This window comes from Arenibacter algicola (genome assembly GCF_000733925.1).
Taxonomy (GTDB): Bacteria; Bacteroidota; Bacteroidia; order Flavobacteriales; family Flavobacteriaceae; genus Arenibacter; species Arenibacter algicola.
In genome coordinates this window covers 182,616-207,689 of record NZ_JPOO01000001.1, presented here as the reverse complement: position 1 = coordinate 207,689, position 25,074 = coordinate 182,616, and the positions used below count along the sequence as shown (strand labels likewise).

The window sequence follows — 25,074 nt, the reverse complement described above, 5'->3', positions numbered from 1 at the left end:
AGTTACTATATTCCCATTTTAGAATTACTAATCTAAATCATTTTAAAGACTTCTAACATTAAATTTAACACATAAGGATATAGATAGAGCTGCTATAGAATAACCACCTCGAAAGTACATAACCAGGTCAACAGTGGATAAATAAGTTATCTAAAGGACATTTTAATTCTTCTTCTTTTTCTTCCTCCAAAGGATATAAAATATGATCACTAGAATCGGCAGAATAATGAATACAATGACATCAAATGCACTTGTAAGGTCGATAGGACTATTGTCATCCGGGTTTCGAGTGCCTATAGGCAATTGTAGTAGTAAAGGATATAGTGTGTTTAACATTGCTTTTTTTGCTCTTTTACAATTTAAGAAATTTAATAGATCAATCCCTTTCAGTGGACAACCTAAAATTCACTTCTTTTCAATAACAGGTAACGGAGATATATAAACTTTTCATAAGGCAGTAAACTATATACCTACTTTTTATCTGAAGGCCAATTCATTATTTCCTCATGTATCTGCTCTGAAGTTTGTTGTCTTCTTTTTGCAAGCCTATTTATTAGAGCACTAAAACTCTTTTTTTCATAGGTGGTGTCCATATCGTTTAATTCCGGGAAATTTGCAAGATAATTATCCCGTACGGCCAACCATTGCTTTTCCAAATGCGCATCATATTTTGAGGTTACCACCCCGCCATTATCAACGGGTTTACCAACCGCTTCATTTGAATCTTTACTAGGGTATCTATCTCGGTTAATTCCACGATTTTGTTGAACCTCATTATTCAAACCCTTGGAAGCGGACTTCTTATCTTGATTTTTATTTTCGCTAATCATTTGAATAAAATTTTAATGTTAATTACCTATAAATTTAGCAAAGAGTACATTACTATCTTTGCTCTAAGTATTTTAAAATTAACCTTATAAATATCTGAAATACATTTAAACACAAAAAAGCCCTAAACAAACAACTGTTCTATTTTGGGTTGAGATTTTCTACCTTTTTTTATTCCCCGGCTATTTTTTTTAATCCAAGAATAAACCATAAATAGCTGCGGGTATAAAAGCAAAGAACTTTGCCCTAATGAAGTATTTCAAATAAATATTGACAATTTGGGAAGTCGGTCGCAATATATTCACGACACCCTGTGGCATAAGAAAGAGTAGTTAAAACACCAAAGAACCCTTCGAAGCCGCTCAGCACAGGCTTCGATTCAAAAGCTGACGCTTTTGGTGCTGCGCAACCTTGGTTCGTGACCTCACCAAGAATTACTTCGACGACGCTCAGTACAGGCTCCGATTCAAAAGCTGGCGCCTTTGGTGCTGCGCACCCTTGGTTCGTGACTTCACCAAGAATCGAACTTCTTTCTGTGAGCGCCCTATTTATAAGGGGTTCACATTTTTTAAGTTTCTAATGTTTACGATTTGTGAACTTTTTTGAGGATTTTTATTCCGTCTTTACAAATGTAGTCAAATGGATATAAATGGTACTATTCTGAATTACTACATATTCATATTTGTTACTAACTTCGGTTTCTGCAGGATTTATCTTTCCGTTCTTAAATTACTTTCTTCTGCTTCCACGCACTAAATAGACCCAATTTCTTCATGGTCCATTATTATCAATTCAATCCTATTTCAGGCCCAATAGGTAATGGTTTATGTAAGCAAATATGGGATATTTGCCCGGAATGATTAATCTTCTTCCCACTTAAAGCCGATAAATTAAAATCAATGGAACGGAATTTGTATCTTTATTATGTAAAAACACTGGTAAAATGGTAAGTTCGGATTTAAAACAAAGCGTACAGAACTATATTGATACAGCAGACAACAGGCTTCTCAAAATGATAAAGGCACTGGTGGAAAGCTACCATGAAGAAGATCAAATTGTAGCTTATACCGTTGATGGAAAACCTTTGACAAGGAAGCAGTACAATCAGGAACTCGTGGATGCCGAAACAGAAATTCAAAGAGGCGAACTTACATCGGTCGAAGACCTAGAAAAAGAATCGCAAAACTGGTAATGGGAAAACTTAAGACCGAGTGGACGGCCAAGGCAAAGACCCAATTGAAACAGATACACGATTACCTAAAATACGAAAAGAAGACCCCACAAGGCGCAGCGAATGTCAAAGCTGACCTGATCCAAGCAAGTAAAGGAGTTACCTACGCCGAACAATACCAAAAGGACGATATTAACCCCAATTATAGGAGGATTGTGGTTAGACACTACAAACTAATCTACAAAGAAGAGAAGGGAAAGATTATTATTTTAAGGATCTTTGATACCCTTAGGAACCCAGAAAGATTGATGGATGAGAACGAATAATCCATAAACTGGTCGGATAGGCATAATTTATGTCGGCAACCTGCATAGTTTCTAAAAAATAAATGCATTGTTGGCTATTGATTTTAATTCATATTGATAAATACCTTGAATATCACTAAATTCACGAAAACCCTTTAGTGTATTTCCTGTTACCCTGTGAGGTATCATGGCTCTGGCTTTAGGGTTTTACTTTTTACAACACACAAAAGCTAACTTAGAGCTAGGTTATGCCAATTAATTTTGGGCGACAACGATATCTCCATTGGATCCTCTAGTTGACCGCAGTTTAATCTACAACCCAACTTTAAGGAAATTAGAATTATTTTGACCCAAATCTTACAAAAACTTTGCGCATGGATCCTGTGCTGTTTTTGTAGTGTTCAGGCAGATAAGCGTCAAGCAAAAACAGCATAGGGCGCAACCTACTGTGGGTTTGGGTTTCCCTCTTTTTCGGACCACTTCAAGAACGTCCTATAAGCCTCCGGATATTCACCAAAGTAATTCTTCAATTCGGTTGAAATTGCGGTCCTGCCCTCTTCGAAAGCCTTCTCCTTTTCTTCACTGGACTGTGCCACTTGATAGCCCAAATAGCCCGAAATGGATAAAGAAATAATTAATATCAAACAGACCATGAACAATAACCATTCAGGGGTGATCTGCGCCTTTTTCAATTGTTCCTCAATTTGGTTGGTTCTAGTATCCTGCCCTTGAAAATGATGTTCCTGCGTTCTCTTGAGTTCCTCCAGTTCATTTCTTATTAGGGAAATATCCTGTACCGGTTCCGAACCCGTGAGTTCCTTGCTCAAGGTCTCCAGTTTCACCAACATCCGTCTCAAACTTTCCAGTTCGTCGGTCAATAGTTCCGTAATCTCGTCCAACTTTGCCATATTATTTTCGTTTTATTATTAGTACCCTATCTCGAATCCCGCACTTTTTTGGATCGCCTGTTTGATGGCCTGTTTTGCCAACTTCAAGGCGATATTCCCACTGAGCTGGGTGGCCCTTTCCATGAGGCTGACTGTATTGTCCTTGTTCTTGACGAAGCCCTTACCTGCGTTTTCCCCTATCCCCATCACCAATCTGCTGCCCGACATGGAACGGTGCACCTCGCTCCCCTTTAGGCTATGTCCCTTAAATTCAAACCTAAACCCCTGTAATCGGTTCGACTTGTTGATACTGGGAACTACCTTTATGTCCTTTTCTTCCATAAGTTTAATGTACCGGTCCAGGTCCTTGGGGCGGTGTTCGGCCATGACCTTTTCATGGACCTGTTTGATCTCAAATCGTATAAGTTTGATCCGTTCCAATTTTTCCTGTTGCACCTCCCTTGCCGTGGTGAGCCCCATTTCCTTGGCAACATTTTCAGCGGCCTGCTGGCTCCTCTTTCCGATAAAGCTATCGTTATAGGCCCTACTGCTAAAATCGATGCGGTTCACGTATAAATGGACATGGGTATGTTGTTGGTCCCTGTGTACAAAGCCGATGGCCTGGTGCTCCTGTAGTTTCATTTCCTTGAGGAACTTTTCAGTTATCTCGCCAAGCCCTTTGGAATCAAGTTCCTTTCCCTCCTGAATGGTAGGGCTGAGGACAAAGCTCAGGGTATTGTTCGTGCACCTGGCATTCTGTTTTTGGATGATCTTGAATTCCTCCGTAATCTGTTCGGGAGTTTCCCCGGCCAGATGTTTGGAATAAACTACCTCCGCATCCTTCTCCTGGTTCCAGCCATAGGACATGGAGGCCCGGGTGTGCGATATCGATTTTCCCTTGCCTATCATTTTTTGAAATTTTTAAGGTGGTTCCGTATTTCCTCGGCCAGCTTTGTGACCTCTTCCGCCAGTCTGGGATTTCGTTTTCGGAACATGTTCCCGATCAGCTTAAAGTTTGTTGCATACTGGATCAGCATCTTATAGATGTCTATCTGTTCCTCCGTCAAGCGCTCGATGATCTTGTCCCCAAAAGCGGCACGACGGCAATATTCGCTTAGGCTCAGACCGCTCTTTTTGGCCTTGATCCTGAGCAGTTTCTTCTCGAAGAGGGAACATCGGAATTTGATGTAGGTCCTTTTCATTTTTTGTTTCTTTGCGACCTCCGGGAGCAAAGCAAGATCGTCTTTGTGGCAACAAAGACACATCTTGAATTCCTTCCCCGATGGGTCATAGTTTTTTCGACATCCACCATGCGTTCACATCCTTAAAATCCTTGTACAAGTTTGACATGTCCCTGCATTTTGGGCTCTGTTCCATCAATATTTTTGTGGCACTTTTCCCTGCTTTGTCATTGTCCAGGTAGAGCTGTACGGATTCATAGCTTTCAAATAGTCCGGGTATTTTTTCCACAAAGGCAAGGGAATTCAATATCAATAGGTCATTTTCACCCCGTAGTTTTTTGTCCCATTCCATAAGGCTCAACATATCGAACATGCCCTCGGTGACAATAAGCCTTCTTTTCCCATAATTGATGTATGTCATATCCTTTGGGGAACTTGAGTTCTTGACATATTTGTTGCGCAGTTCCCATCCATAGGAATCGTTCTGTAAACCGATGGCGAAGTACATTCTGTCCCTCAAGCTATAGTGGACCTCCCTGCACAGTCCCAGGGCCGTTGGCAAGGAAATTCCCCTTACTTCCACATACTCTTGCAAGGCATTATGGCCCAGTATCTTTACTTCCCTAATTTTGATCCCCTCTTCTTTAAATTCATTAAAAGGTTGCCGGTGAAAAGAAAGAGAGATCTGGCCGTTTTCCAATCAATCCAAGGTTTCCCTAACGGATGATCCGTTTACAATACAGACCAGGTCGATCACGTTGCCCCCTTTCCCCGCCCCATGGTCGTACCATCTATTGAGTTCCTTGGACACCTTGAAAGAGGCTTGGGTTTCTGACCTGAAAGGACTCAGGAACCAAGCTTCTTTGACCGATGTCCGTGTGGGAAAGTGCCCGAATTTTGCCAGCGCCCTTTCGATGGGAAAATCCCGGGCTGTTTCACACCGTGTCCTAAATGTTCTCTTATTGTGCATTTCTTGTCATTTGATCCCATTTCCCATCATCATTCTTTTTTGATGACAAAATGATGACAAAACGATGACGGCCCAACCCCCGTCTTTATTGACCTGAACTCTATCTGTCATCGTTTCATCAAAAAAAAGTATAAATAGAGGGGTGTTTTTTCTTTTCATTGGCAATTTTTTTGGCAAATGATGACAGACCCGCCGCATCACCCATGGACATTACGTTTCACCCATCATCGATTTGTCATCGTTTCATCGTTTTTCTATTCTTCCCCAAACTGCTCCAACAGGAAATCCTTCTTTATGGTATAATATCTTCCCTTGCCATCTATCCATCCCATCACTCCTTCCGGCCAGATCATCAATTTCCGGTAGACCATGGAATTCTTCTGATTAATCAGCTTCCAGTCCTTTTTCAGGATCTGTCTCAATTGGGTAAGGTCCGTTTTGATCCGGGTACGGTTCAATAATTGAAGGGCATCCAAGGGGCATAACTCAAGCTCTTCAAGGTCAAAGGTTTCCATCGCACTCAGGATTACACTGGCGAGTTCCTTTTCCACTCGGTTCCTATTGTTCCGCATTAAACTTTCCAGGGCCCTGGTCCTGATCTGGGAAGGAGAGAACCACATCCGGGTCCTATTGGGACTGTTGAGTTTTCTAATTTGTAGATGATACAGGAAAGCAGGTATCTCCGCTTCCAAAAAATCCAAAAACTGGGTTTCCTCTTTCTTCAGGGAGGGTACCTTCAACACCCAAAAACGGGTCTCATTATTGTCTATCTTGATGAAATTATCTTCATTGTTGCTGCAAAGGATGAACTTGCCAAAGAACTCGACCTCCCTTTTATCCTTGCCCTTGGCCTCCAGCTTATTGATATTGGTCGTGCTCATATACTTGATGCGCTCGGTCAGCTCTTCCTTATTGAAAAGCACCTCGTCGATGCAGATCAAGAGCTTGTTCGCCCAATCGGCGTTGAACTGGCTGCTGAAACTGTCATTGGTAAGGTAGGTCATGTTGTTGTCGAACACTACCTTCAGCCATTTAAGAAATGTACTCTTGCCTGTGGACCTTTCCTTGGATACCAAACAGAGGATCGGTAGCATTTGCACAGGCCTTAAATATAATAGTTGCATATAGTCCATCCCGAGATCCGATTGTTGCCCGAAGATGTGTTCCAAAAGCTGCCGGGTATAGGGAAAGTCTCCCTCTTGGGGTTTATGGGGCAAGGGAGAATAGGTATTGTAAAAACCGTGGCACTCCTGTTCAAAATGGATATGGCTGGGAAGACAGGTGAAACCATCGTATTTTTTTATGCCCCCGATATAATTCCTTCCGTGATCCTGGCGAATGGCCTCAAGGGTCCAAGGTACTATGACCTCCCTCAAATTCCCTGATATGGTAGGGACACTCACTAATTTGTAATAATTGGTGCCCACGCGAATGTAGGGTATGTCGTCCATGTGTATTGTGTTTGGCACCAGAGAGATCCAACTGGCGCAATATTAATTTAAGAGATTACTTGATTGGCCTTTATAATGGCCATGGCCCAGGTTAGGGCTTCCTGCTATTCCGCAGAACTTTGCCCGTTCCTGAGCAGCCAGTCTACGATTTTCTTTTTCTCGAAAAAGAGCATTTTTCCATTGGGCTTGGAATGTGGGATCTTTCCAGCAGCGGTGAGTTTGTACAGATAACTTCTGGATATTCCCGTAAAGTCACAGGTCTCCTCAAAAGTCAATACTTCCTTATTGGCGATCAATAGTTTTTCCAAACGATCCAATCGCTCCAAGATTAAAAAATTGTCCATTTATTTCTTATTTAAGATTGTTAAATGAACAAAAGCGCTTTTGTCTTCCTACACCATTGTAGGTAGGGTAAATGTATAAAAATAGGCAAAAAAGGAATGTAAAAAACTGTAATAGTTATTCACAACTACTTGATATATAATTATTTACGTCAAATCATATCAAATAATATTGCATAAAGCTCTCCTTAATTTTATTGAATATCACTTGTTATCAAATGATGTCAAAAAAAATCACCCCACAATTGACCTATTACTTGAATATCCGTAGTTATCAACAATTAAAGTCCAAGAGATAATTATATAGGAACCAGGAAAAACCATATTTACACTTTTTAAGTCCTGCTCATTTTACTCCTGAATAATATCGCATTTGAGTTCTCTACATAATTCAAAAAAGAATTACTGAGAATTCTAATGTTCCGTTAAAAAAGACAACAAATCTATAAATTTTGTAATTTTGCAAAGTAATGATAGAATTTTTTCGAAAAATAGTATCCATTGCAATGGCATTAATAGTGCTATTCTCCACGATGTCCTTTTCTGTGGATATGCACTATTGTGGTGACCATTTGGTAGATTTCAATTTTTTTGAAAAGGTTGATGCCTGTTTGATGAAGGCTGACAATTTAAATTCAGGCAGTGAATGCTCAATCGAGAAAATGGACATGGATTGCTGCACTGACGTTAAATTTTCCCAGGACGGACAGGATGATTTAAAAATTACATTCGACCACATTTCTTTTGACCAACAACTATTTCTTGCCTCCTTTGTTTATTCCTACGTAAACTTATTTGAAGGGTTTGACAAAAATATTGTTCCTTTTGGGGATTACTCTCCTCCACCTCTGATACGTGATATCCAAATTCTGGATCAAACCTTCCTTATTTGAATATTAAACGTTAGAAATTAAAGCCCAACGGCCATCGCTGTTTAAGGGCTAAACCTGTTGTTCGTAGGGTTTAGGCCAATTCAATTTCAAAATGTTTAAAAATCACTTAAAATGCTCAACAAAGGAATTAAATTTCTTATCGAGAATAAATTGGTTGCGGTACTCATGCTCGTATTGTTTGTAGGATGGGGCACTATCAACGCACCTTTCAATTGGGATACTGGATTTTTGCCCCGCAACCCGGTTGCCGTAGACGCAATTCCGGACATTGGTGAGAACCAACAAATCGTTTTTACCAAATGGGATGGTAGGTCACCACAAGATATAGAAGACCAAATCACCTATCCTTTAACCACATCGCTTTTAGGTATTCCAGGGGTAAAAACCATACGTAGTTCCTCAATGTTCGGGTTTTCAAGCATCTATATCATATTCGAGGAGGATATAGAATTTTATTGGAGCCGAAGTCGGATTCTTGAAAAGCTAAATTCCTTACCCAGTGGATTGCTCCCGGAAGGGGTTAATCCTGCTTTAGGTCCCGACGCCACCGGCTTAGGACAGATTTTCTGGTATACTTTAGAAGGTAGGGACACGGATGGCAATGTAACTGGTGGTTGGGATTTGCAGGAATTGAGAAGCATACAAGACTACTACGTAAAATATGCATTGTCAGCGGCAAGTGGTGTTTCCGAGGTAGCATCAATTGGAGGATACGTTCAGGAATACCAAATAGACGTAAATCCAGAATTGATGCGTCAATACAACATTGGCTTGAACCAAGTTGTAAAAGCGGTCAAGGAAAGCAATAGAGATATTGGTGCACAGACCTTAGAAATAAATAAAGTCGAGTATTTGGTACGTGGCCTGGGATATGTCAAATCTATTACCGACTTAGAAAATTCCGTAGTTACCTCTGAAGATTATATTTCTATCAAGATCAAAGACATTGCCAAAGTGTCTTTAGGTCCAGCAGCTCGCAGAGGGTTACTCGACAAAGAAGGTGCGGAAGTTGTTGGGGCCGTTGTTGTTGCCCGTTATGGAGCAAACCCGTTGGAGGTCATCAATAATGTAAAGGACAAAATAAAGGAATTGAGTGCGGGCTTGCCATCCAAAGTATTAAGTGACGGAAGAACGTCCCAAGTGACGATTGTACCTTTTTATGACAGAACAGAGCTTATCCAAGAAACTTTAGGAACACTTAATGAAGCGCTAACTTTAGAAATACTAATTACCATTTTGGTCATCATCATTATGGTTTTCAACCTCCGTGCTTCAGTACTTATATCTGGACTACTACCGGTTGCGGTTTTAATGGTATTCATAGCCATGAAAATATTTGGGGTTGATGCTAATATTGTTGCGCTTTCTGGTATAGCCATTGCCATTGGCACCATGGTTGACGTAGGAATTATCCTTTCTGAAAATATAATCAGGCATTTGGATGAAGATGACCGTAAACTTCCGATAAACACAATAGTTTACAATGCCACAGCTGAGGTATCAGGAGCTATCGTAACAGCTGTGATGACAACAATCATAAGTTTCATACCGGTATTTACGATGATTGGAGCTGAAGGGAAACTATTCCGGCCCCTGGCATTTACTAAAACATTTGCACTTACTGCATCCATTATTATTGCCCTGTTTTTGATTCCACCATTTGCAGCATTTTTGTTCAAGAGTAGAAAAATTAGGAGGAGTACCAACTATGGTATCAACGGGCTATTGTTGGTCGCCGGGTTTATTGTGGCAATTTTTGGCCATTGGTTAGGCCTTATTTTGATGGGTTTTAGTTTTCTGGCATTCGCAAAACTACGTGGCAATTGGTCAAAAGAGCGCTCCAGCAAATACAGCATCTATCTTTCGGCATTGGCCATTGTATTCTTATTGGCAGAATATTGGCGTCCATTGGGAGTTGACAAGAGCGTTTTCTGGAATCTAATTTTCGTGGGCATTATCTGCTTTGGCCTGTTGGCAAGTTTTTCAATTTTCAAAAATTACTACTCCAGAATCCTTAAATGGGCCTTGGCAAATCGGTTACTTTTTTTGACCATTCCCACATCACTTCTCATCCTAGGTTTCGTCATTTATAAAAATACGGGAAAGGAGTTTATGCCATCCCTAAATGAAGGCTCATTTCTTTTAATGCCCACCTCGATGCCGCATGCAGGGATTGAAGAAAATAAACGGGTATTACAACAATTGGATATGGCGGTTGCAAGCATTCCCGAAATTGAAACCGTCGTCGGAAAAGCCGGAAGAACAGAATCTGCATTGGATCCAGCTCCCTTATCTATGTACGAAAATATAATCCAGTACAAATCAGAATATATATTGAATGAAAAAGGAAATCGCCAACGCTATAAAGTTAACGATGATGGATTATTTATTCTAAAGGACAGTAGTTTGGTTGATAACCCTAATCATTCAGTGGAATTGGAAAAAATTGAAAATGCACGAAAAAATGGCAAAAATGTTCTAACAACAGTTGACGAATCGCCCAATAATCTAATTCCTGATAATGATGGCGAATTCTTCCGAAACTGGCGACCAGCAATCAATTCCCCAGATGATATTTGGAATGAAATTGTAAAGGTCACCAAACTACCAGGTGTGACCTCCGCCCCAAAATTACAACCCATAGAAACGCGTCTGGTAATGCTTCAAACAGGAATGCGTGCACCAATGGGTATCAAAGTTAAAGGTCAGGACTTAAAACTGATAGAAAATTTTGGCCTGGAATTGGAAAATGTTCTGAAAGAGGTTGAAGGCGTAAAACAAGAAGCTGTTTTCGCCGACCGGATCGTAGGCAAACCATACCTTCTTATTGACATTGACAGGGAAAAGCTGGCGCGCTATGGAATAACTATTGAGGAAGTACAGAATGTTCTAAAAGTAGCTGTTGGAGGAATGTCGTTGACGCAAACCGTGGAAGGCAGGGAACGCTATGATGTTCGAATTCGTTACCCAAGGGAATTGCGGGCAAACCCATCCGATTTAGGGCGTATATATGTGCCTGTAGAAAAGAGCAACCCAGTGCCATTGAGTGAACTGGCAAGCATTCGTTACGAACAAGGTCCGCAAGTCATAAAAAGTGAGGATACTTTTTTGGTGGGCTATGTGTTGTTTGACAAATTGGACGGTTTCGCGGAAGTAAATGTGGTTGAAAATGCCCAAGCCCTTATTCAGCATAAGATTGACAATGGAGAATTAACAGTTCCAAAAGGGATCAGTTATAAATTCACGGGAACCTATGAAAATCAAATGCGTGCCGAAGAAACGCTATCGATTATTGTTCCTCTGGCCTTGTTGGTTATTTTCTTGATTCTTTATTTCCAATTCCGGTCGGTTTCCACAACATTAATGGTCTTCACTGGAATTGCAGTGGCCTTTGCCGGTGGCTTTGTGATGATTTGGCTATACGGACAAGACTGGTTTTTGAATTTCAATTTCTTTGGTGAAAACCTTCGGGTACTCTTCAATATTAAAACCGTCAATTTGAGCGTGGCGGTTTGGGTTGGTTTTATTGCCCTATTTGGTATTGCTACCGATGATGGTGTCGTTATGGCCACCTACCTCACACAGACCTTTGACAAAAACGACCCTACAGATATTCAAGAAATAAGAAAATCTACCTTGGAAGCAGCTTCCAAGCGCATACGGCCATGCCTGATGACTACAGTAACCACCATTTTGGCTCTCTTACCAGTCTTGACTTCAACAGGTAAAGGAAGTGATATCATGATCCCTATGTCCATCCCTATTTTCGGGGGAATGTTATTGGACACCACCTCTTACTTCCTTGTTCCTGTCCTCTATAGTTGGAGAAAGGAACAGATTGCCAAACGAAGATTAAAAAACGAATCGGACACCCTAAATTTTGAACCATGATAAAACAGAAAACACATTTAAAGTTGGTCGTATTTCTGAGCCAGTTATTCTTGGCATTCAACAGTTATGGTCAAAATTTGCAAACCTATATTGATGAGGCTATTTCCAATAGTCCAGAAATTCAAAAATTTGAATTGCAATATGGTATTGCCTCGGAAAAAGTAAATGAAGTAGGCGCTATTCCCAATACTGAATTTGGAGTGGGCTATTTTGTTAGCGAACCTGAAACAAGAACCGGTGCGCAACGCTTTAAGGTTTCTGCAAAGCAAATGTTGCCTTGGTTTGGAAACATTACTGCAAGAGAAAACTATGTAAGTTCTTTGGCTGATGTAAAGTATGAAGAAATAGTGATTGCCAAAAGAAAACTAGTGGCTTCCGTATCACAAGCCTACTATAATCTATATGCAAACATGGCAAAACAAACTGTATTCCTTGAAAACATAGAATTACTAAAAACCTATGAAACCTTGGCCTTGACTTCACTAGAAGTTGGCAAAGCTTCAGCCGTAGATGTCTTGCGGTTACAAATGCGTCAAAATGAAATGCAACAATTATTAGATGTTTTGATTCAACAATTTTTAGCAGAACAAACCAATTTTAATAAGCTCTTAAATCGAGATAAAGATATGTCAGTCAATGTTATAAGTGATTTGAATATGCCTTTAGAGGATTTTGACATCACTCCCGAGAATTTAGCATTACATCCTGAATTGCTGAAATACGACAAGCTTTATAATTCGGTTGAAAAATCTGAATTGCTGAACCAGAAAGAAAGTCTTCCAATGATTGGTTTTGGATTGGATTATATCAATGTTGATGAACGCCCGGATATGGATTTCCGCGATAATGGAAAAGATATTATAATGCCAATGGTGTCTTTGTCTATACCCCTTTTTAACAAGAAGTATAAATCCCAAAGCAAACAAAACGAACTGCAGCAATTGGAGATAAGCGCACAGAAACAAGATCGCTTAAACAATTTGGAATCAATTTTGGCCAAAGCCATTAACGATAGAATTTCTGCAAGAATCAGCTATAAGACGCAATCCAAAAACTTAAAACAGGCAAATGATGCAGAAGATATTTTGATCCGAAGTTATGAAACTGGTACGATTGATTTTAAGGACGTTCTGGATATTCAGGAGTTACAATTAAAATTTCAGATCAACCAAATCGAATCTATTAAGACCTACTATGTACAAACAACGATAATCAATTATTTAAGCAACTAAAATCAAGTTTAATTTAAAATTAATAACAATGAAAAAAGTAAGATTAACGACAACAATTATGGGAATGGCTTTTATGAGCCTAATTACTATGTCTTGTAAAGAAGCAAAAAAAGAGATCCCACAGGATAATTCAATGCATCCCGAAATGAACAATTCGAACCAAGTAAATACCAAGACCAAGTTTAATGATGTGAAAACCGAGGCAATATTTCAGCATTACATTCATATAAAGACCGCCTTGGTAAATTCCGATATTGCCGAGGCACAATCGGGCGCAAGAATGATTATTGAAAATACGGACAATGCGGCATTGAAATCTACCGCTTCAACCATTGTAGATACCGATAATATTGAAATGCAGCGTAAAGTATTTTCTGATGTTACCGCCCAAATAGAGCCCCTCCTTAAAACATCATTGTCATCTGGGGAAATCTACAAACAATATTGCCCCATGGCATTTAACAACACGGGAGGATACTGGCTCTCCAATGACAAGTTAATCCAAAATCCTTACTACGGACAAAAGATGTTAAAATGTGGCACGATTACAGAGACAATAAATAAACTATAAAACCATATCGTTATGGAAAATGTAAAATAAAACAAATTGAAAACGATGAAATGAGCATGAACTGTTTTAAACATTCCATACCGATATGATTAAAATAAGTTTTTGCAAACCCGCCCGAACGTACCTTTTCGGTACGGGCGGGAACGAAGTGGTTACATCTGTTTATAAATTTTTTAATTGGTTTAAAAAGAAGTAATTAAAAAATTTATAAACAGATGAAATATCCATTAGCAAAATTTTAAAACCTCCCGATAATTATCTGGACAAAATAATTACTTGGATATTACACCCGCCTGAATGAAGAATTCGGGCAGGTCTGACCGATAAAAAACAATAAATATGAACAGATGAAAAAGTATATCATATATTTCGGAATATTAGCACTGGGGTTTCTCCTAGGTGGGTTGTTCTTTGGCAATTCTTCCAATAACGAAACAGAACATAATCATAATGACGTGGCCGAACACAGTGAGATGTGGACCTGTTCCATGCACCCACAGATTATGCAAACAGAACCGGGCGATTGCCCTATTTGTGGCATGGATCTAATTCCTGCAGAAAGTGGAGAAGAAGGTTTGTTGGCAGACCAATTTAAGCTAACTGAAAACGCAATGGCGTTGGCCAATATCCAAACAACTACGGTAAACGTTAGATCATCAAATGGAAATGCCTTGAAGTTGTCGGGGAAGATTGTTGAAAATGAAGATTCCAATGCAGTCCAAGTGAGTTATTTTTCTGGAAGAATAGAACGCTTGAATGTGAGTTTTACTGGAGAAGAGATTCGCACGGGACAATTATTGGCCACTATTTATTCGCCAGAACTATATGCTGCCCAACAAGAGTTGATTACGGCAGGTACTTTAAAAGAATCCCAACCAGCTTTGTACGAAGCTGTTAGAAACAAATTGAAACTGTGGAAACTATCCGAAAGTCAAATTAATAAAATTGAAACTTCAGGAAAAGTTTTGGAGAATTTCCCAGTATACGCTACCGTTTCCGGTACAGTTTCAGAAAAACTGGTAGAGCAAGGCGACTATATAAAACAGGGACAACCACTTTTAAAAATCGCAAAACTAAATACCGTTTGGGCAAATTTCGATGTATATGAAAATCAGATTGATTTATTCAGAAAAGGACAAGAAATAACTATTACTACAAATGCCTATTCTAACCAGAAAATCAAAGGCAATGTATCTTTCATAGACCCTGTATTGGATCCGCAAACAAGAACGGTAAAATTAAGAGTTGTATTAAATAATACGGGAAACATCCTTAAACCTGGTATGTTTGTCGAAGGTAAAATTCAGACTACCACACCAACTAAAGGACAAGTGTTAAATATTCCTTCATCTGCCATTTTATGGACAGGCGAACGATCCGTAGTCTATATTAAAACAAATCCCGACAAACCAGTTTTTGAGATGAGAGAAGTTAAATTAGGCATTCCCATTGGAGAAAATTATGAAGTTTTAAATGGTTTGGACGATGGTGATGAAATAGTCACCAATGGCACATTCACTATAGATGCAGCAGCACAATTGCAGGGCAAAAAATCAATGATGAATAAAGAAAGCGGAAAAACAATGACTGGCCATGAAGGACATGAAGGGATGAACTAAGTTTCCAATTACTAAATCAAAAGTTTTGTGGGGTATAAAATGTGATCTTTTGAACAAGATAAAAAATACCATAATGTATGCTGGTTGAACCATTATGACAAAATAATTCTCACAAAAAAAAAGCATATTAGAAAGATTAAATGATATCCTAAAAACCCAGAGTATAATTGAGCATTCTAGTCAAAGAAGCTCGAGTGTATTTATTACCAACATGTTCTATGGCCTTATTGTCTATGCCATTTAACGTACTAAACCAAACATCAATTGACTTCAAAGAAATATATAATTCTTATGTTTAAAAATTTATAAGGGTAAGTAGCTAAACAATATCCAATTTTTATTTCCAATTCGATTCATTTTCTAATTCCCGTATACCACCTTCATGAACTTCTTCCAATTTCTCCCTTAACATCTGCATATCATCGGATACCTTTCTCTCGATGACCTTAGCGTAAATTTGAGTTGTTGCCAGTTTGGTGTGGCCCAACATTTTGGAAATGGTTTCAATGGGCACCCCATTTGTCAGGGTGACAGTGGTTGCGAAGGTGTGTCTCGCCATATGAAATGTAAGGTTCTTTTGAATTCCCGCAGGCTCGGCTATTTCTTTTAAATAAGCATTTAGTTTTTGATTTGAGATTTTTGGGAATAAGGTACCGTTGATCATAGACCGTTTATCATTGATGTAACGCTTTATCAAATCCAATGCTTTTGATAGAAGAGGGATCTTGACTGCATTTCCTGTTTTTTGCCTTTTGGTAATGATCCAATAGCTTTTATCCACACCCAGTACCACACTATTCTTGGTCAAAAGCATTAAGTCTGCATAGCTAATACCAGTATAACAACTGAATATAAACATATCCCTTACGGTCTTTAACCTTTCGGAGTCAATATTTAATTCCTCCAAATCCTTTAGTTCTTCGGCATTTAAAAATCCCCTGTGTGTGGGAACCAATTTTTGTCTGAATTTACGGAAAGGGTCTTTGTCTATCCATTCAATTTGATAGGCCAGGGTAACCATTCTGCGAAGTCGCTGTATATGTTTCATAACCGCATTATTTCCTATTTTCTTTTGGTAATGCCTAGGAGTATGACCACGGAGGAAATTCTCAAAATTCAAGATAAACTGGTAGTCGAGTTCGGATAACTCTATGTTGTCCATTTTGTATTCTTTTTTTAAAAAAAGTAAGATATACTTTTGGCTAATGAGGTATAGCCTTGAAGTATTGTAATGAAGTTTGTGGAACATTTTGGTATTATGATACTCAATAATATCCTTTAAGGTATAATGCACCACTTTAGCATCCCCAACAAATTTGGCTTTGATTATCTGGGGAGTAATACGCCTATCCTCCGCCCTTAATTCCTGATAACATTGAAATAGTTTAGAATGCACCTCGTCCAAGTACTGATTGAGGTCCCTTGCAGTTTTGCCTGTTCCCCTTATCCTTTGTTTTTGAGGGTTCCAAAGCTGTATATCGATTCGCCTTTTAAGGCTAATATTGAGCTTTTTCCCATCTACGGTTATTCTTGCATAGAGCGGAGCAAGATTATTCTTAGTTCTTTTGGCGTATATCCAGAATAGGATAGAAAAAGTTGTGGTAGAGCGCATAACAATCCTCTTTAAGTTGAACTTAATTGAAGACGAAAGTCAAATCACCAAAAATAGTTCATCTTAGACCTTGAAAATAAGTTGCTTCAAGTTACGAAAACATTTGAAAAAAATGTTGACGATTTGTGAACTCTATCCTTTGATATCAAATAAACCCATTTGATATCAAAATTTATCTAAAACACTGTAAATCAGTTAAATTTGCATTAATTTAACCCACTTTACAAGTTAAAAAGTGACCTCACCAAGAATCGAACTTGGATCTAAAGTTTAGGAAACTTCTATTCTATCCGTTGAACTATGAGGCCATTCGCAGTTAAATATTTAAACCGCGGGTGCAAAAATAAAATTTATTTGATAAAAAAACTCGATACTTTATAGATAGTTTTTGAATAATTGCAATGGACTGCGATTTTTCGATGCCTTTCTACCTTAGAACAGCCCAAAATTCCGTTTTTAAGCTTCAAAATTCCACACTTACTCACCAATATCCCCATTTGTTAAAAAATTGGATTTATAACAGCAGTATGGAGATAATTTTTTACATTGCCTGCTTAAACGTTTAAATTAATCTAAATAATTCATCCAAACCACTTATGCAAAACCGGAAATATACCCTTGGGGTCGACTATGGAACGGATTCCGTAAGGACCATGATAATAGATACCAGCAATGGCAAAATTATGGGTCAGGCCGTTGCCTTATACGAAAGATGGGGCAAAGGCATGTACTGCCAACCGGAAACCAATCAGTTTAGACAACACCCCTTGGATTACATTGATGGCCTAAAAAAAGCCGTCAAAGAGGCCATAGCTCCACTTTCCCAAGAAGTCATAGACGGCATAGCCGCTATTTCCGTGGCCACCACCGGCTCAACGCCCATAGCTATTAGCCAGGAGGGAACCCCTTTGGCAATGCTCCCAGGCTTTGAGGAAAATCCAAACGCCATGTTTATACTTTGGAAAGACCATACAGCAGTTGAGGAAGCCAAAGAAATCAACGCATTGGCACACCATGAAAATGGAATTGACTATACCAAATACAGTGGAGGGGAATATTCCTCGGAATGGTTTTGGGCCAAGATCCTACACACCCTGAGAGTAGATAAAACCGTCCGCCAAGCAGCCTTCTCATGGATAGAACACTGCGACTGGATTCCGGCCCTCCTTACAGGAAATACCGACCCCCTAAAATTAAAAAGAAGCAGGTGTGCGGCAGGGCACAAAGCCATGTGGCACCCCGACTGGGACGGATTACCTCCCGACGCATTTTGGACAGAGCTGGACCCTCTATTGACCGGATTAAGGGATAGGTTATATACCGATACCTACACTTCCGACCATGCCGTGGGTACAATTTCCGCGGAATGGGCACAGATTCTGGGCCTGCCCAAGAATGTAATTATCGGTAGTGGTTCTATTGACGCCCATATTGGGGCCATTGGCAGTGCCATAAAACCATATCATATGGTAAAAGTGATCGGCACCTCTACCTGCGATATGATTGTTGCTCCCACAGAGGAAATAGGAAAAAAAGCTATCCGCGGTATCTGTGGACAGGTAGATGGCTCCATTATTCCGAACATGATAGGACTCGAAGCAGGACAAGCCGCCTTTGGCGATCTTTATGCCTGGTTTAGGGAGTTGTTGCTATGGCCCGCAAACAAAATTATAGGGAACAGCAGCTTATTGGAGGCAGAAACCAAAGCCAAATTAATGGAAGAAATGGCCGATGGCATCCTTAACGAATTGACATTGGCCGCCAGTAAAATAGAAATCGATACCTCCGGAATAATTGCGATGGACTGGATGAACGGCAGGAGAACGCCGGACTCCAATCAAAATCTTAAAGGCGCCATTCAGGGCCTGACCTTGGGAACTACGGCCCCGCACATCTTTAGGGCATTGGTAGAGGCCACGGCTTTTGGTTCCAAAAAAATAGTGGAACAATTCCAAGCTGAGGGAGTCCGTATAGACGGCATTATCGCCATCGGCGGAGTGGCCCAAAAGTCGGAATTCGTAATGCAGATCCTGGCCGATGTCCTAAACTTTCCCATTCGGATAATTAAATCGGAACAGACCTGTGCCCTTGGTGCAGCCATGGCAGCAGCGGTGGCCTCGGGAATCTATAAGACCTTTCTTGAAGCACAAAATGCAATGGGCAGCGGATTTCAAAAAGAATACCTCCCCATCCCGGAAAATGTCAAAAAATATATGGAGCTGTATGAACAATACGGCACCTTGGGCGACTTTATAGAAACCCAAGAATTACAGAAAGTCTAAAAGACAAAATTCAATACACAAAAATTAAAGTAATGCAAAACAAATACAACCATCTAGGAGCAATACCCAAAGTAGGGATAAGACCTGTAATCGATGCCCGTCTGGGCGGTATAAGGGAATCATTGGAACAGACCACCATGGCCATGGCCGAACGTGTGGCCAATTTCCTTTCCAACAACCTAAGAAACTATAACGGCAGCAGGGTAGAATGCGTTATTGCCGACACTACCATTGGCAGGGTCCCGGAAGCACAAAAATGTGAGGAAAAATTCCTTAGGGAAGGCGTAGGGCTTTCCATTACGGTAACTTCTTGCTGGTGCTATGGCACCGAGACCATAGACATGAATCCAACCCGACCAAAAGCCATCTGGGGCTTCAACGGTACCGAAAGACCAGGAGCCGTTTACCTGGCCGCCGCCTTGGCCGGCCATGCCCAAAAAGGGGTGCCGGCCTTTAGCATCTATGGCAAAGAAGTACAGGACGGCAACGATGAAAGCATTCCCGAGGACGTTCAAAAACTATTGCTGCAATTTACCAAAGCCGGACTGGCCGTTGCCATGATGAACGGAAAGTCCTACCTATCCATAGGCTCTGTGTCCATGGGAATTGCCGGATCTATTGTAAATGAGAGTTTCTTTCAGGACTACTTGGGCATGAGGAACGAATATGTGGATATGAGCGAGGTTAACCGCCGTATGCAACTCGGAATATTTGATCCTGAAGAATTTGAAAAAGCCATAAAATGGACCAAAGAGCATTGCAAAGAAGGTAAAAACTACAATGCGAAAGAAATACAGAAATCTAGGGAGCGTATGGATGAAGAATGGGAGACCGTGGTAAAAATGACACTTATCTCCCGAGATCTTATGATCGGCAACCCCAAATTGGCTGCATTGGGCTTTGGGGAAGAGTCCCTGGGTCACGGTGCCATAGCCGCCGGATTCCAAGGACAACGACAGTGGAACGACTATATGCCGAACGGGGATTTTATGGAAGCCATACTAAACTCCTCCTTTGATTGGGGCGGAATCCGCCCCCCTTATATGATGGCGACCGAAAATGACAGCCTAAACGGCATCTCCATGCTATTTGGCTATCTACTTACCAATCAGGCACAGATGTTTTCGGACGTTAGGACCTATTGGAGTCCGGCTTCAGTAGAAAGGGTCACTGGTCACGAGCTCAAGGGCAAGGCGGCCAATGGAATTATACACCTCATCAATTCAGGTTCATCCACGCTGGATGGTACCGGACAACAGGAAATAGATGGGAAACCGGCCATGAAACCCTTCTGGGAAATATCGGAAACCGAAGCGGAAAAATGCTTGGAAGCCACAGATTGGCCTCCTGCCATGTACGAATACTTTGGTGGCGGAGGATACTCTTCCCATTTTGTCACCAAAGGCGAAATGCCGGTAACCATGTGCAGGATCAACGTGATAAAAGGCCTTGGGCCGGTTATGCAAATCGTGGAAGGATGGACGGTAGATCTTCCTGAGGAAGTACATAATACTTTGGATGCAAGGACCAATCCAACCTGGCCCACCACTTGGTTTGCCCCTAAATTGAACAATGACCAAGCATTCAAGGATGTGTACAGCGTTATGAACAATTGGGGAGCCAATCACGGCGCTTTCAGTTATGGCCATTTTGGGGACGAAATAATAACACTTTGTTCCATGCTCAGGATTCCGGTAAATATGCACAATGTAGAACCCGAACGTATTTTTAGACCCAAGGACTGGGCTTCGTTTGGGATGGATCAGGAAGCTGCCGATTACAGGGCATGTAAGAATTACGGCCCGCTTTATTAGGCTTGTAAAAAATTGTTCGGACTGCAAGGAACGACCATATTTTATATATTGAAGAAAATTAAAATTATGCCCTCACCCTGAAACTAAATATATGATTACCAATAAATGCACCTGGATTATTGCGCTGCTGTACTTTTCATTGACACTAAATCTACAAGCCCAGCTTGCACAAGGATCGGTAAAACATGTAAAAGTCTATTATGAACCGGGCATGTTCGGCGGCTGGCCGGCCAACCATGAGGTCTGGAATTGGGGCGATGAGATTTTGGTTGGATTTTCCAAAGGCAATTACAAGGATTTGGGACCCGATCGTCATAATTTCGACAAGGAAAATCCGGAGCTACATGTGCTGGCACGAAGTCTTGACGGAGGTGAAACATGGAAGTTGGAAGACCCTGGTGCTGGGGATGGAGACCTTGTGGTTCCCGATAACGGAAGTTATCATGGCCTAATGAGAAAAGATGTTAAAGCACCGGAACCGATTCCGGCCGAACAAATCGATTTCACTCATCCCAATCTGGCTTTTACGGTGCGTATGACCGACCACCACGGCGCCGAATCCCGTATTTGGTATTCCTATGACAGAGGGAAGGACTGGAAGGGCCCATTTGGACTTCCCAATTTTGGAACACCGGGTATTGGGGCACGGACCGACTATATCATTGATAGCAGAAATGAGTGCATGCTTTTTCTTACCGCAGCAAAGGCCAATGGAAAAGAGGGTCGGGTTATGGGTGTAAAAACTGTTGACGGCGGGAAAAATTGGGACTTCGTTTCTTGGATAGGTCCGGAACCTGATGGTTTTTCCATTATGCCCGCATCCGTTAGAATATCCGATACGGAAATATTGGTCACCACTCGCAGAAGGGAAGAATCTGGCCGATTTATAGATGCCTATCTTTCCCAAGACAATGGCGCAACTTGGCAACCCTTGGCCAACCCGGTGGAGAATTGTGGCCAGGGCAATCCCCCCGCCATGGTAAAAATGAAAGATGGAAGAATTTGCCTGATCTATGGATACCGGGCCCTGGAAGAGGATATCAAAAACAATCGGGACAAGAGCGAGATCAGAGCCAAAATTAGCAATGACAATGGACGTACATGGAGCAAGGATTATGTGCTACGCGACGACGGATCCGGAAAAGATCTTGGCTATCCAAGGGTAGTACAGCGTGCAGATGGTAAAATTGTAGCCCTCTATTATTTTATGGACAAGGATACTGGTCCTGAACGCTATATTGCGGCCACCATTTGGGATCCACCATCCTTTGAAAATTAAAGTTCATTATAACAAACTAAAGCCTGATATAAGTTCCCAATTATTGATTGATAAATAAAACAAAAATGACCATGAGAAGCATTCACTATTTTCTAACAGCACTGACTTTTATCATCATTTCCTGCAAGAACAAAACGGAGAAAACTGCCACTACAGAAGAACTTAAAAGTGGCAACGACATCACCGGAAAGTTCACTTTACCTCCCTTGTCCCAACCTGGGCAGGGTGCCTATCTAAGCGGGGAGCTTATCTACCCTTTGGACAATAAACCCACTCCGGAATGCCATGCCTCTACCATAGTGGAAACCCCGACTGGTCTTGTAAGCGCATTTTTTGCGGGTACCCATGAGAAAAATCCGGATGTGGGGATCCGGGTATCTAGAATGGTGGATGGCAAATGGACCTGGCCGGAAGAAGTCGCCAATGGAGTACAAAACGACACATTGCGCTACCCCTTGTGGAATCCAGTGCTATTTCAACCCAAGGAAGGACCTTTGTTATTATTTTATAAAGAGGGACCAGACCCAAGGACTTGGTGGGGCATGTTGATGACATCTTCCGATGGGGGAATAACATGGTCCAAACCGGAAAAAATGGGAACGGACCCGAAAATTGGTCATTTGTTGGGCCCTGTCAAGAACAAGCCCATTCAATTGGAGGACGGCACTATCATTAGCCCTAGCAGTACAGAAATTATGCTAGAGGACGGAGATGTGGATTGGATGGTACATTTTGAAATAAGCAAGGACAATGGCAAGACCTGGGAGGTAGTGGGGCCCATTAATGATGGGAAAGAGTTTGATGCAATTCAGCCCAGTATACTTACCTATCCCAATGGGCAAATGCAGGTATTGTGCAGAACAAGACAAAATGTAATTTCCCAAAGTTGGTCCGAGGATCGAGGCCAGACCTGGAGTAAAATGACGGCTACCGAACTTCCCAATCCCAATTCGGGAACCGATGCCGTAACCCTGACAGATAACAGGCAATTACTTATATACAATCACACCACAAAGGAAGGGGAAGAGCCCAAAGGCAGAAATATGATAAATCTGGCCATATCGGACGATGGCATCAATTGGAAACCCGTAATGACCTTGGAAAATGTTCCGGCAGAGTCTGGCTATTCCTATCCGGCCATTATACAGACTTCGGATGGCTTGGTGCAGATCACCTACACCTATCTAAGACAGTCCGTAAAACATGTGGTCATAGATCCTAAGCAGTTGTAGTTAGTAATAGATAAAAAGAAGATTGGATAGTATGGGAAAGCTTTTTATAACCAAGAAATGAAGATGAAAAATTTGAAGGGTGTAGTAAAACTGTATTTCACAGCTGTTATAATGCTGTTGTTTGCAATTACCATCATGTTCTTTGGTTGTAAAGGGAATAAAACTATAGATTATCCGGATCCGCTTACCAATCCAAGTTCCAAACTGATGCTAGAAGGAGATTGGCTAAAGGACCCCCATCAAATTGATTTTGATGAACTTCCCAAGATCTCTCTGCAGCATGCTGTGGTAAGCGATGTTACCCCAGAGGGAGTTAACCAACACAATTATCTGGCCTACTATGACAATCGTTATTGGCTTATGTGGAGCGATGGCCCAGGGGTTGAGGATAGGGCGGGACAAGTGGTAAAATACTCCACCAGCACGGATGGCCTAAACTGGGAAAAACCAAAATTCCTTACCTCCTATCCTGAAGGTTCAGAGCCGGGATCTCCCCATTATAATACAAGAACGGATGAGGGCCTAAGGTGGATTTCAAGAGGATTTTGGGAATATAAGGGCGATTTTTTGGCCTTGGCCTCCCTGGACGAGGCCGCAGGTTTTTTTGGTCCCTCCCTCAGTCTACATGCCTTTAAGTGGAACAAAGAAAGCCAGAGCTGGGAACCCCATGGATTAGTTATGGAAAATGCAATCAATAATTTTCCTCCCAAAAGATTACCTACGGGGGAGTGGCTAATGTCGCGCAGATCTTTTGATTATGTGGAAAGTGGGGTCGATTTTATGGTAGGGGCAGAAGAGCATTTTAATCAGTGGGAAGTCTACCCAGTTTTTGGAACAAGTACACATCTGGAAGCGGAGGAACCTTACTGGTGGATCTTGCCCGACAATAAAAACCTGATGGCGCTTTTTAGGGACAATCGCAAAAGCGGGTACTTGTATCGCTCCTTTTCAACGGACAATGGCCGTACTTGGAGCTCACCTGTACAAACCAACTTTCCGGACGCAAGGTCCAAATTCCACGGCCTGCGATTACAGGATGGAAGATATGTTCTTGTTTCCAATTCCAATTATAAAAAAAGGGACCCTTTAACCTTGGCCATCAGCGAAGATGGCATGGTATTTACAAAAATGGGGTATTTGGTTGGAGGAAGACACATAGATTACCCCCATGTGTTGGAGCATAATGGATATCTATTGATAGCCTTTGCCGGAGATGCCAAACAAAAAATTGAAGTGGTAAAAGTGAAGGTCTCGGATTTGGATAAAATTACTATGGATTAAATATCATAATTGATTAGCCCAATGAAGGGAATAATTGAAATTTGAACATCCGTATCGGAAAACACCATAAACCTAATTAGCGTGAATTCGACATAAGAAATAATTACAAGACATTGATTTTCTGTAAATTAAAAAATTACTACTGTCTCCTCGAGCCAGCCTGCGGAAGGCAGGCGGAGTCGAGAGGTTATTGTACATAACGATTTTTAATTGAGATCTCTTCCGATAATATCG

The 25,074-nt window shown here is 41.0% G+C and carries 21 protein-coding genes, 1 tRNA gene and 1 pseudogene; 12 read left to right on the top strand and 11 right to left on the bottom strand.

All coding sequences use genetic code 11. The features are described 5' to 3' along the window. Positions 1 to 470: 470 nt before the first annotated feature. A complete protein-coding gene (locus U735_RS0100805; protein ID WP_031442006.1) occupies positions 471 to 830 on the bottom strand; it encodes a hypothetical protein in 360 nt (119 codons plus the stop codon). A 941-nt stretch (positions 831 to 1,771) separates the two neighbouring features. Here U735_RS0100805 and U735_RS0100800 point away from each other — a divergent pair. Next, positions 1,772 to 2,020: a hypothetical protein gene (locus U735_RS0100800; protein WP_031442005.1), complete on the top strand. Its 249-nt coding sequence runs from the start codon at positions 1,772 to 1,774 to the stop codon at positions 2,018 to 2,020. After that, complete coding sequence (locus U735_RS0100795) at positions 2,020 to 2,325, top strand: type II toxin-antitoxin system RelE/ParE family toxin (RefSeq protein ID WP_031442004.1); 306 nt, start codon at positions 2,020 to 2,022, stop codon at positions 2,323 to 2,325. Before U735_RS0100800 ends, U735_RS0100795 begins: the two co-directional genes overlap by 1 nt. 422 nt (positions 2,326 to 2,747) lie before the next feature. Here U735_RS0100795 and U735_RS0100785 read toward each other — a convergent pair whose 3' ends face one another. The 8 genes from U735_RS0100785 to U735_RS24330 form a co-directional block, all read right to left on the bottom strand. Then, the gene (locus U735_RS0100785) at positions 2,748 to 3,212 is read right to left on the bottom strand and encodes a DUF6730 family protein (RefSeq protein ID WP_031442003.1); all 465 of its coding nucleotides are present in this window, start codon (positions 3,210 to 3,212) and stop codon (positions 2,748 to 2,750) included. 18 nt (positions 3,213 to 3,230) lie between these two features. Continuing rightward, on the bottom strand, positions 3,231 to 4,100 hold the full coding sequence (locus U735_RS0100780) for a relaxase/mobilization nuclease domain-containing protein (RefSeq protein ID WP_031442002.1): 870 nt from the start codon (positions 4,098 to 4,100) through the stop codon (positions 3,231 to 3,233). Beyond that, positions 4,097 to 4,393 carry a mobilization protein MbpA gene (mbpA, locus tag U735_RS0100775; RefSeq protein ID WP_031442001.1) on the bottom strand — a complete coding sequence of 99 codons (297 nt, stop codon included), beginning with the start codon at positions 4,391 to 4,393 and terminating at the stop codon, positions 4,097 to 4,099. The genes U735_RS0100780 and mbpA overlap by 4 nt, the downstream gene beginning before the upstream one ends. Before the next feature lie 85 nt (positions 4,394 to 4,478). Then, a complete protein-coding gene (locus U735_RS24335) occupies positions 4,479 to 5,072 on the bottom strand; it encodes a toprim domain-containing protein (protein ID WP_103103968.1) in 594 nt (197 codons plus the stop codon). Further along, on the bottom strand, positions 5,073 to 5,342 hold the full coding sequence (locus U735_RS25860; protein ID WP_103103967.1) for a hypothetical protein: 270 nt from the start codon (positions 5,340 to 5,342) through the stop codon (positions 5,073 to 5,075). A gap of 6 nt (positions 5,343 to 5,348) precedes the next feature. Then, entirely contained in the window at positions 5,349 to 5,501 is a 153-nt protein-coding gene (locus U735_RS25420) for a hypothetical protein (protein ID WP_157364988.1), read from the bottom strand. A gap of 95 nt (positions 5,502 to 5,596) precedes the next feature. Next, positions 5,597 to 6,793 carry a primase-helicase family protein gene (locus U735_RS0100760; RefSeq protein WP_031442000.1) on the bottom strand — a complete coding sequence of 399 codons (1,197 nt, stop codon included), beginning with the start codon at positions 6,791 to 6,793 and terminating at the stop codon, positions 5,597 to 5,599. Positions 6,794 to 6,897: 104 nt separating this feature from the next. Continuing rightward, positions 6,898 to 7,137 carry a helix-turn-helix transcriptional regulator gene (locus U735_RS24330; protein ID WP_031441999.1) on the bottom strand — a complete coding sequence of 80 codons (240 nt, stop codon included), beginning with the start codon at positions 7,135 to 7,137 and terminating at the stop codon, positions 6,898 to 6,900. Positions 7,138 to 7,604: 467 nt separating this feature from the next. Between U735_RS24330 and U735_RS0100750 the strand changes: the two genes are divergently transcribed. The 5 genes and pseudogenes from U735_RS0100750 to U735_RS0100730 all read left to right on the top strand — a co-directional run. After that, positions 7,605 to 8,027 carry an HYC_CC_PP family protein gene (locus U735_RS0100750; protein ID WP_031441998.1) on the top strand — a complete coding sequence of 141 codons (423 nt, stop codon included), beginning with the start codon at positions 7,605 to 7,607 and terminating at the stop codon, positions 8,025 to 8,027. 111 nt (positions 8,028 to 8,138) lie between these two features. Further along, the gene (locus U735_RS0100745) at positions 8,139 to 11,918 is read left to right on the top strand and encodes an efflux RND transporter permease subunit (RefSeq protein WP_031441997.1); all 3,780 of its coding nucleotides are present in this window, start codon (positions 8,139 to 8,141) and stop codon (positions 11,916 to 11,918) included. Beyond that, entirely contained in the window at positions 11,915 to 13,150 is a 1,236-nt protein-coding gene (locus U735_RS0100740; protein WP_031441996.1) for a TolC family protein, read from the top strand. Before U735_RS0100745 ends, U735_RS0100740 begins: the two co-directional genes overlap by 4 nt. Before the next feature lie 28 nt (positions 13,151 to 13,178). Next, complete coding sequence (locus U735_RS0100735) at positions 13,179 to 13,721, top strand: DUF3347 domain-containing protein (RefSeq protein WP_051891808.1); 543 nt, start codon at positions 13,179 to 13,181, stop codon at positions 13,719 to 13,721. 347 nt (positions 13,722 to 14,068) lie between these two features. Beyond that, a pseudogene (locus U735_RS0100730) lies at positions 14,069 to 15,334 on the top strand (efflux RND transporter periplasmic adaptor subunit); the annotation flags it as partial. Positions 15,335 to 15,677: 343 nt separating this feature from the next. On the opposite strand, the gene U735_RS0100725 reads toward U735_RS0100730, so the two are convergent. Next, positions 15,678 to 16,952, bottom strand: a complete 1,275-nt coding sequence (locus U735_RS0100725; protein WP_051891807.1) for a site-specific integrase — start codon at positions 16,950 to 16,952, stop codon at positions 15,678 to 15,680. 236 nt (positions 16,953 to 17,188) lie between these two features. Beyond that, positions 17,189 to 17,260 (bottom strand) — tRNA-Arg (locus U735_RS0100720). Between the two features lie 288 nt (positions 17,261 to 17,548). On the opposite strand from U735_RS0100720, the gene U735_RS0100710 reads away from it, so the two are divergent. The 5 genes from U735_RS0100710 to U735_RS0100690 all read left to right on the top strand — a co-directional run bounded on the left by U735_RS0100710 (position 17,549) and on the right by U735_RS0100690 (position 24,840). Further along, entirely contained in the window at positions 17,549 to 19,234 is a 1,686-nt protein-coding gene (locus tag U735_RS0100710; protein WP_031441992.1) for a ribulokinase, read from the top strand. A gap of 32 nt (positions 19,235 to 19,266) precedes the next feature. Further along, on the top strand, positions 19,267 to 21,048 hold the full coding sequence (locus tag U735_RS0100705) for an L-fucose isomerase (protein WP_031441991.1): 1,782 nt from the start codon (positions 19,267 to 19,269) through the stop codon (positions 21,046 to 21,048). 91 nt (positions 21,049 to 21,139) lie between these two features. After that, the gene (locus U735_RS0100700) at positions 21,140 to 22,327 is read left to right on the top strand and encodes a sialidase family protein (protein ID WP_051891806.1); all 1,188 of its coding nucleotides are present in this window, start codon (positions 21,140 to 21,142) and stop codon (positions 22,325 to 22,327) included. Positions 22,328 to 22,398: 71 nt separating this feature from the next. Then, on the top strand, positions 22,399 to 23,559 hold the full coding sequence (locus U735_RS0100695) for a sialidase family protein (protein WP_034248174.1): 1,161 nt from the start codon (positions 22,399 to 22,401) through the stop codon (positions 23,557 to 23,559). A gap of 63 nt (positions 23,560 to 23,622) precedes the next feature. Then, complete coding sequence (locus U735_RS0100690; RefSeq protein WP_198036608.1) at positions 23,623 to 24,840, top strand: exo-alpha-sialidase; 1,218 nt, start codon at positions 23,623 to 23,625, stop codon at positions 24,838 to 24,840. Positions 24,841 to 25,074 lie beyond the last annotated feature (234 nt).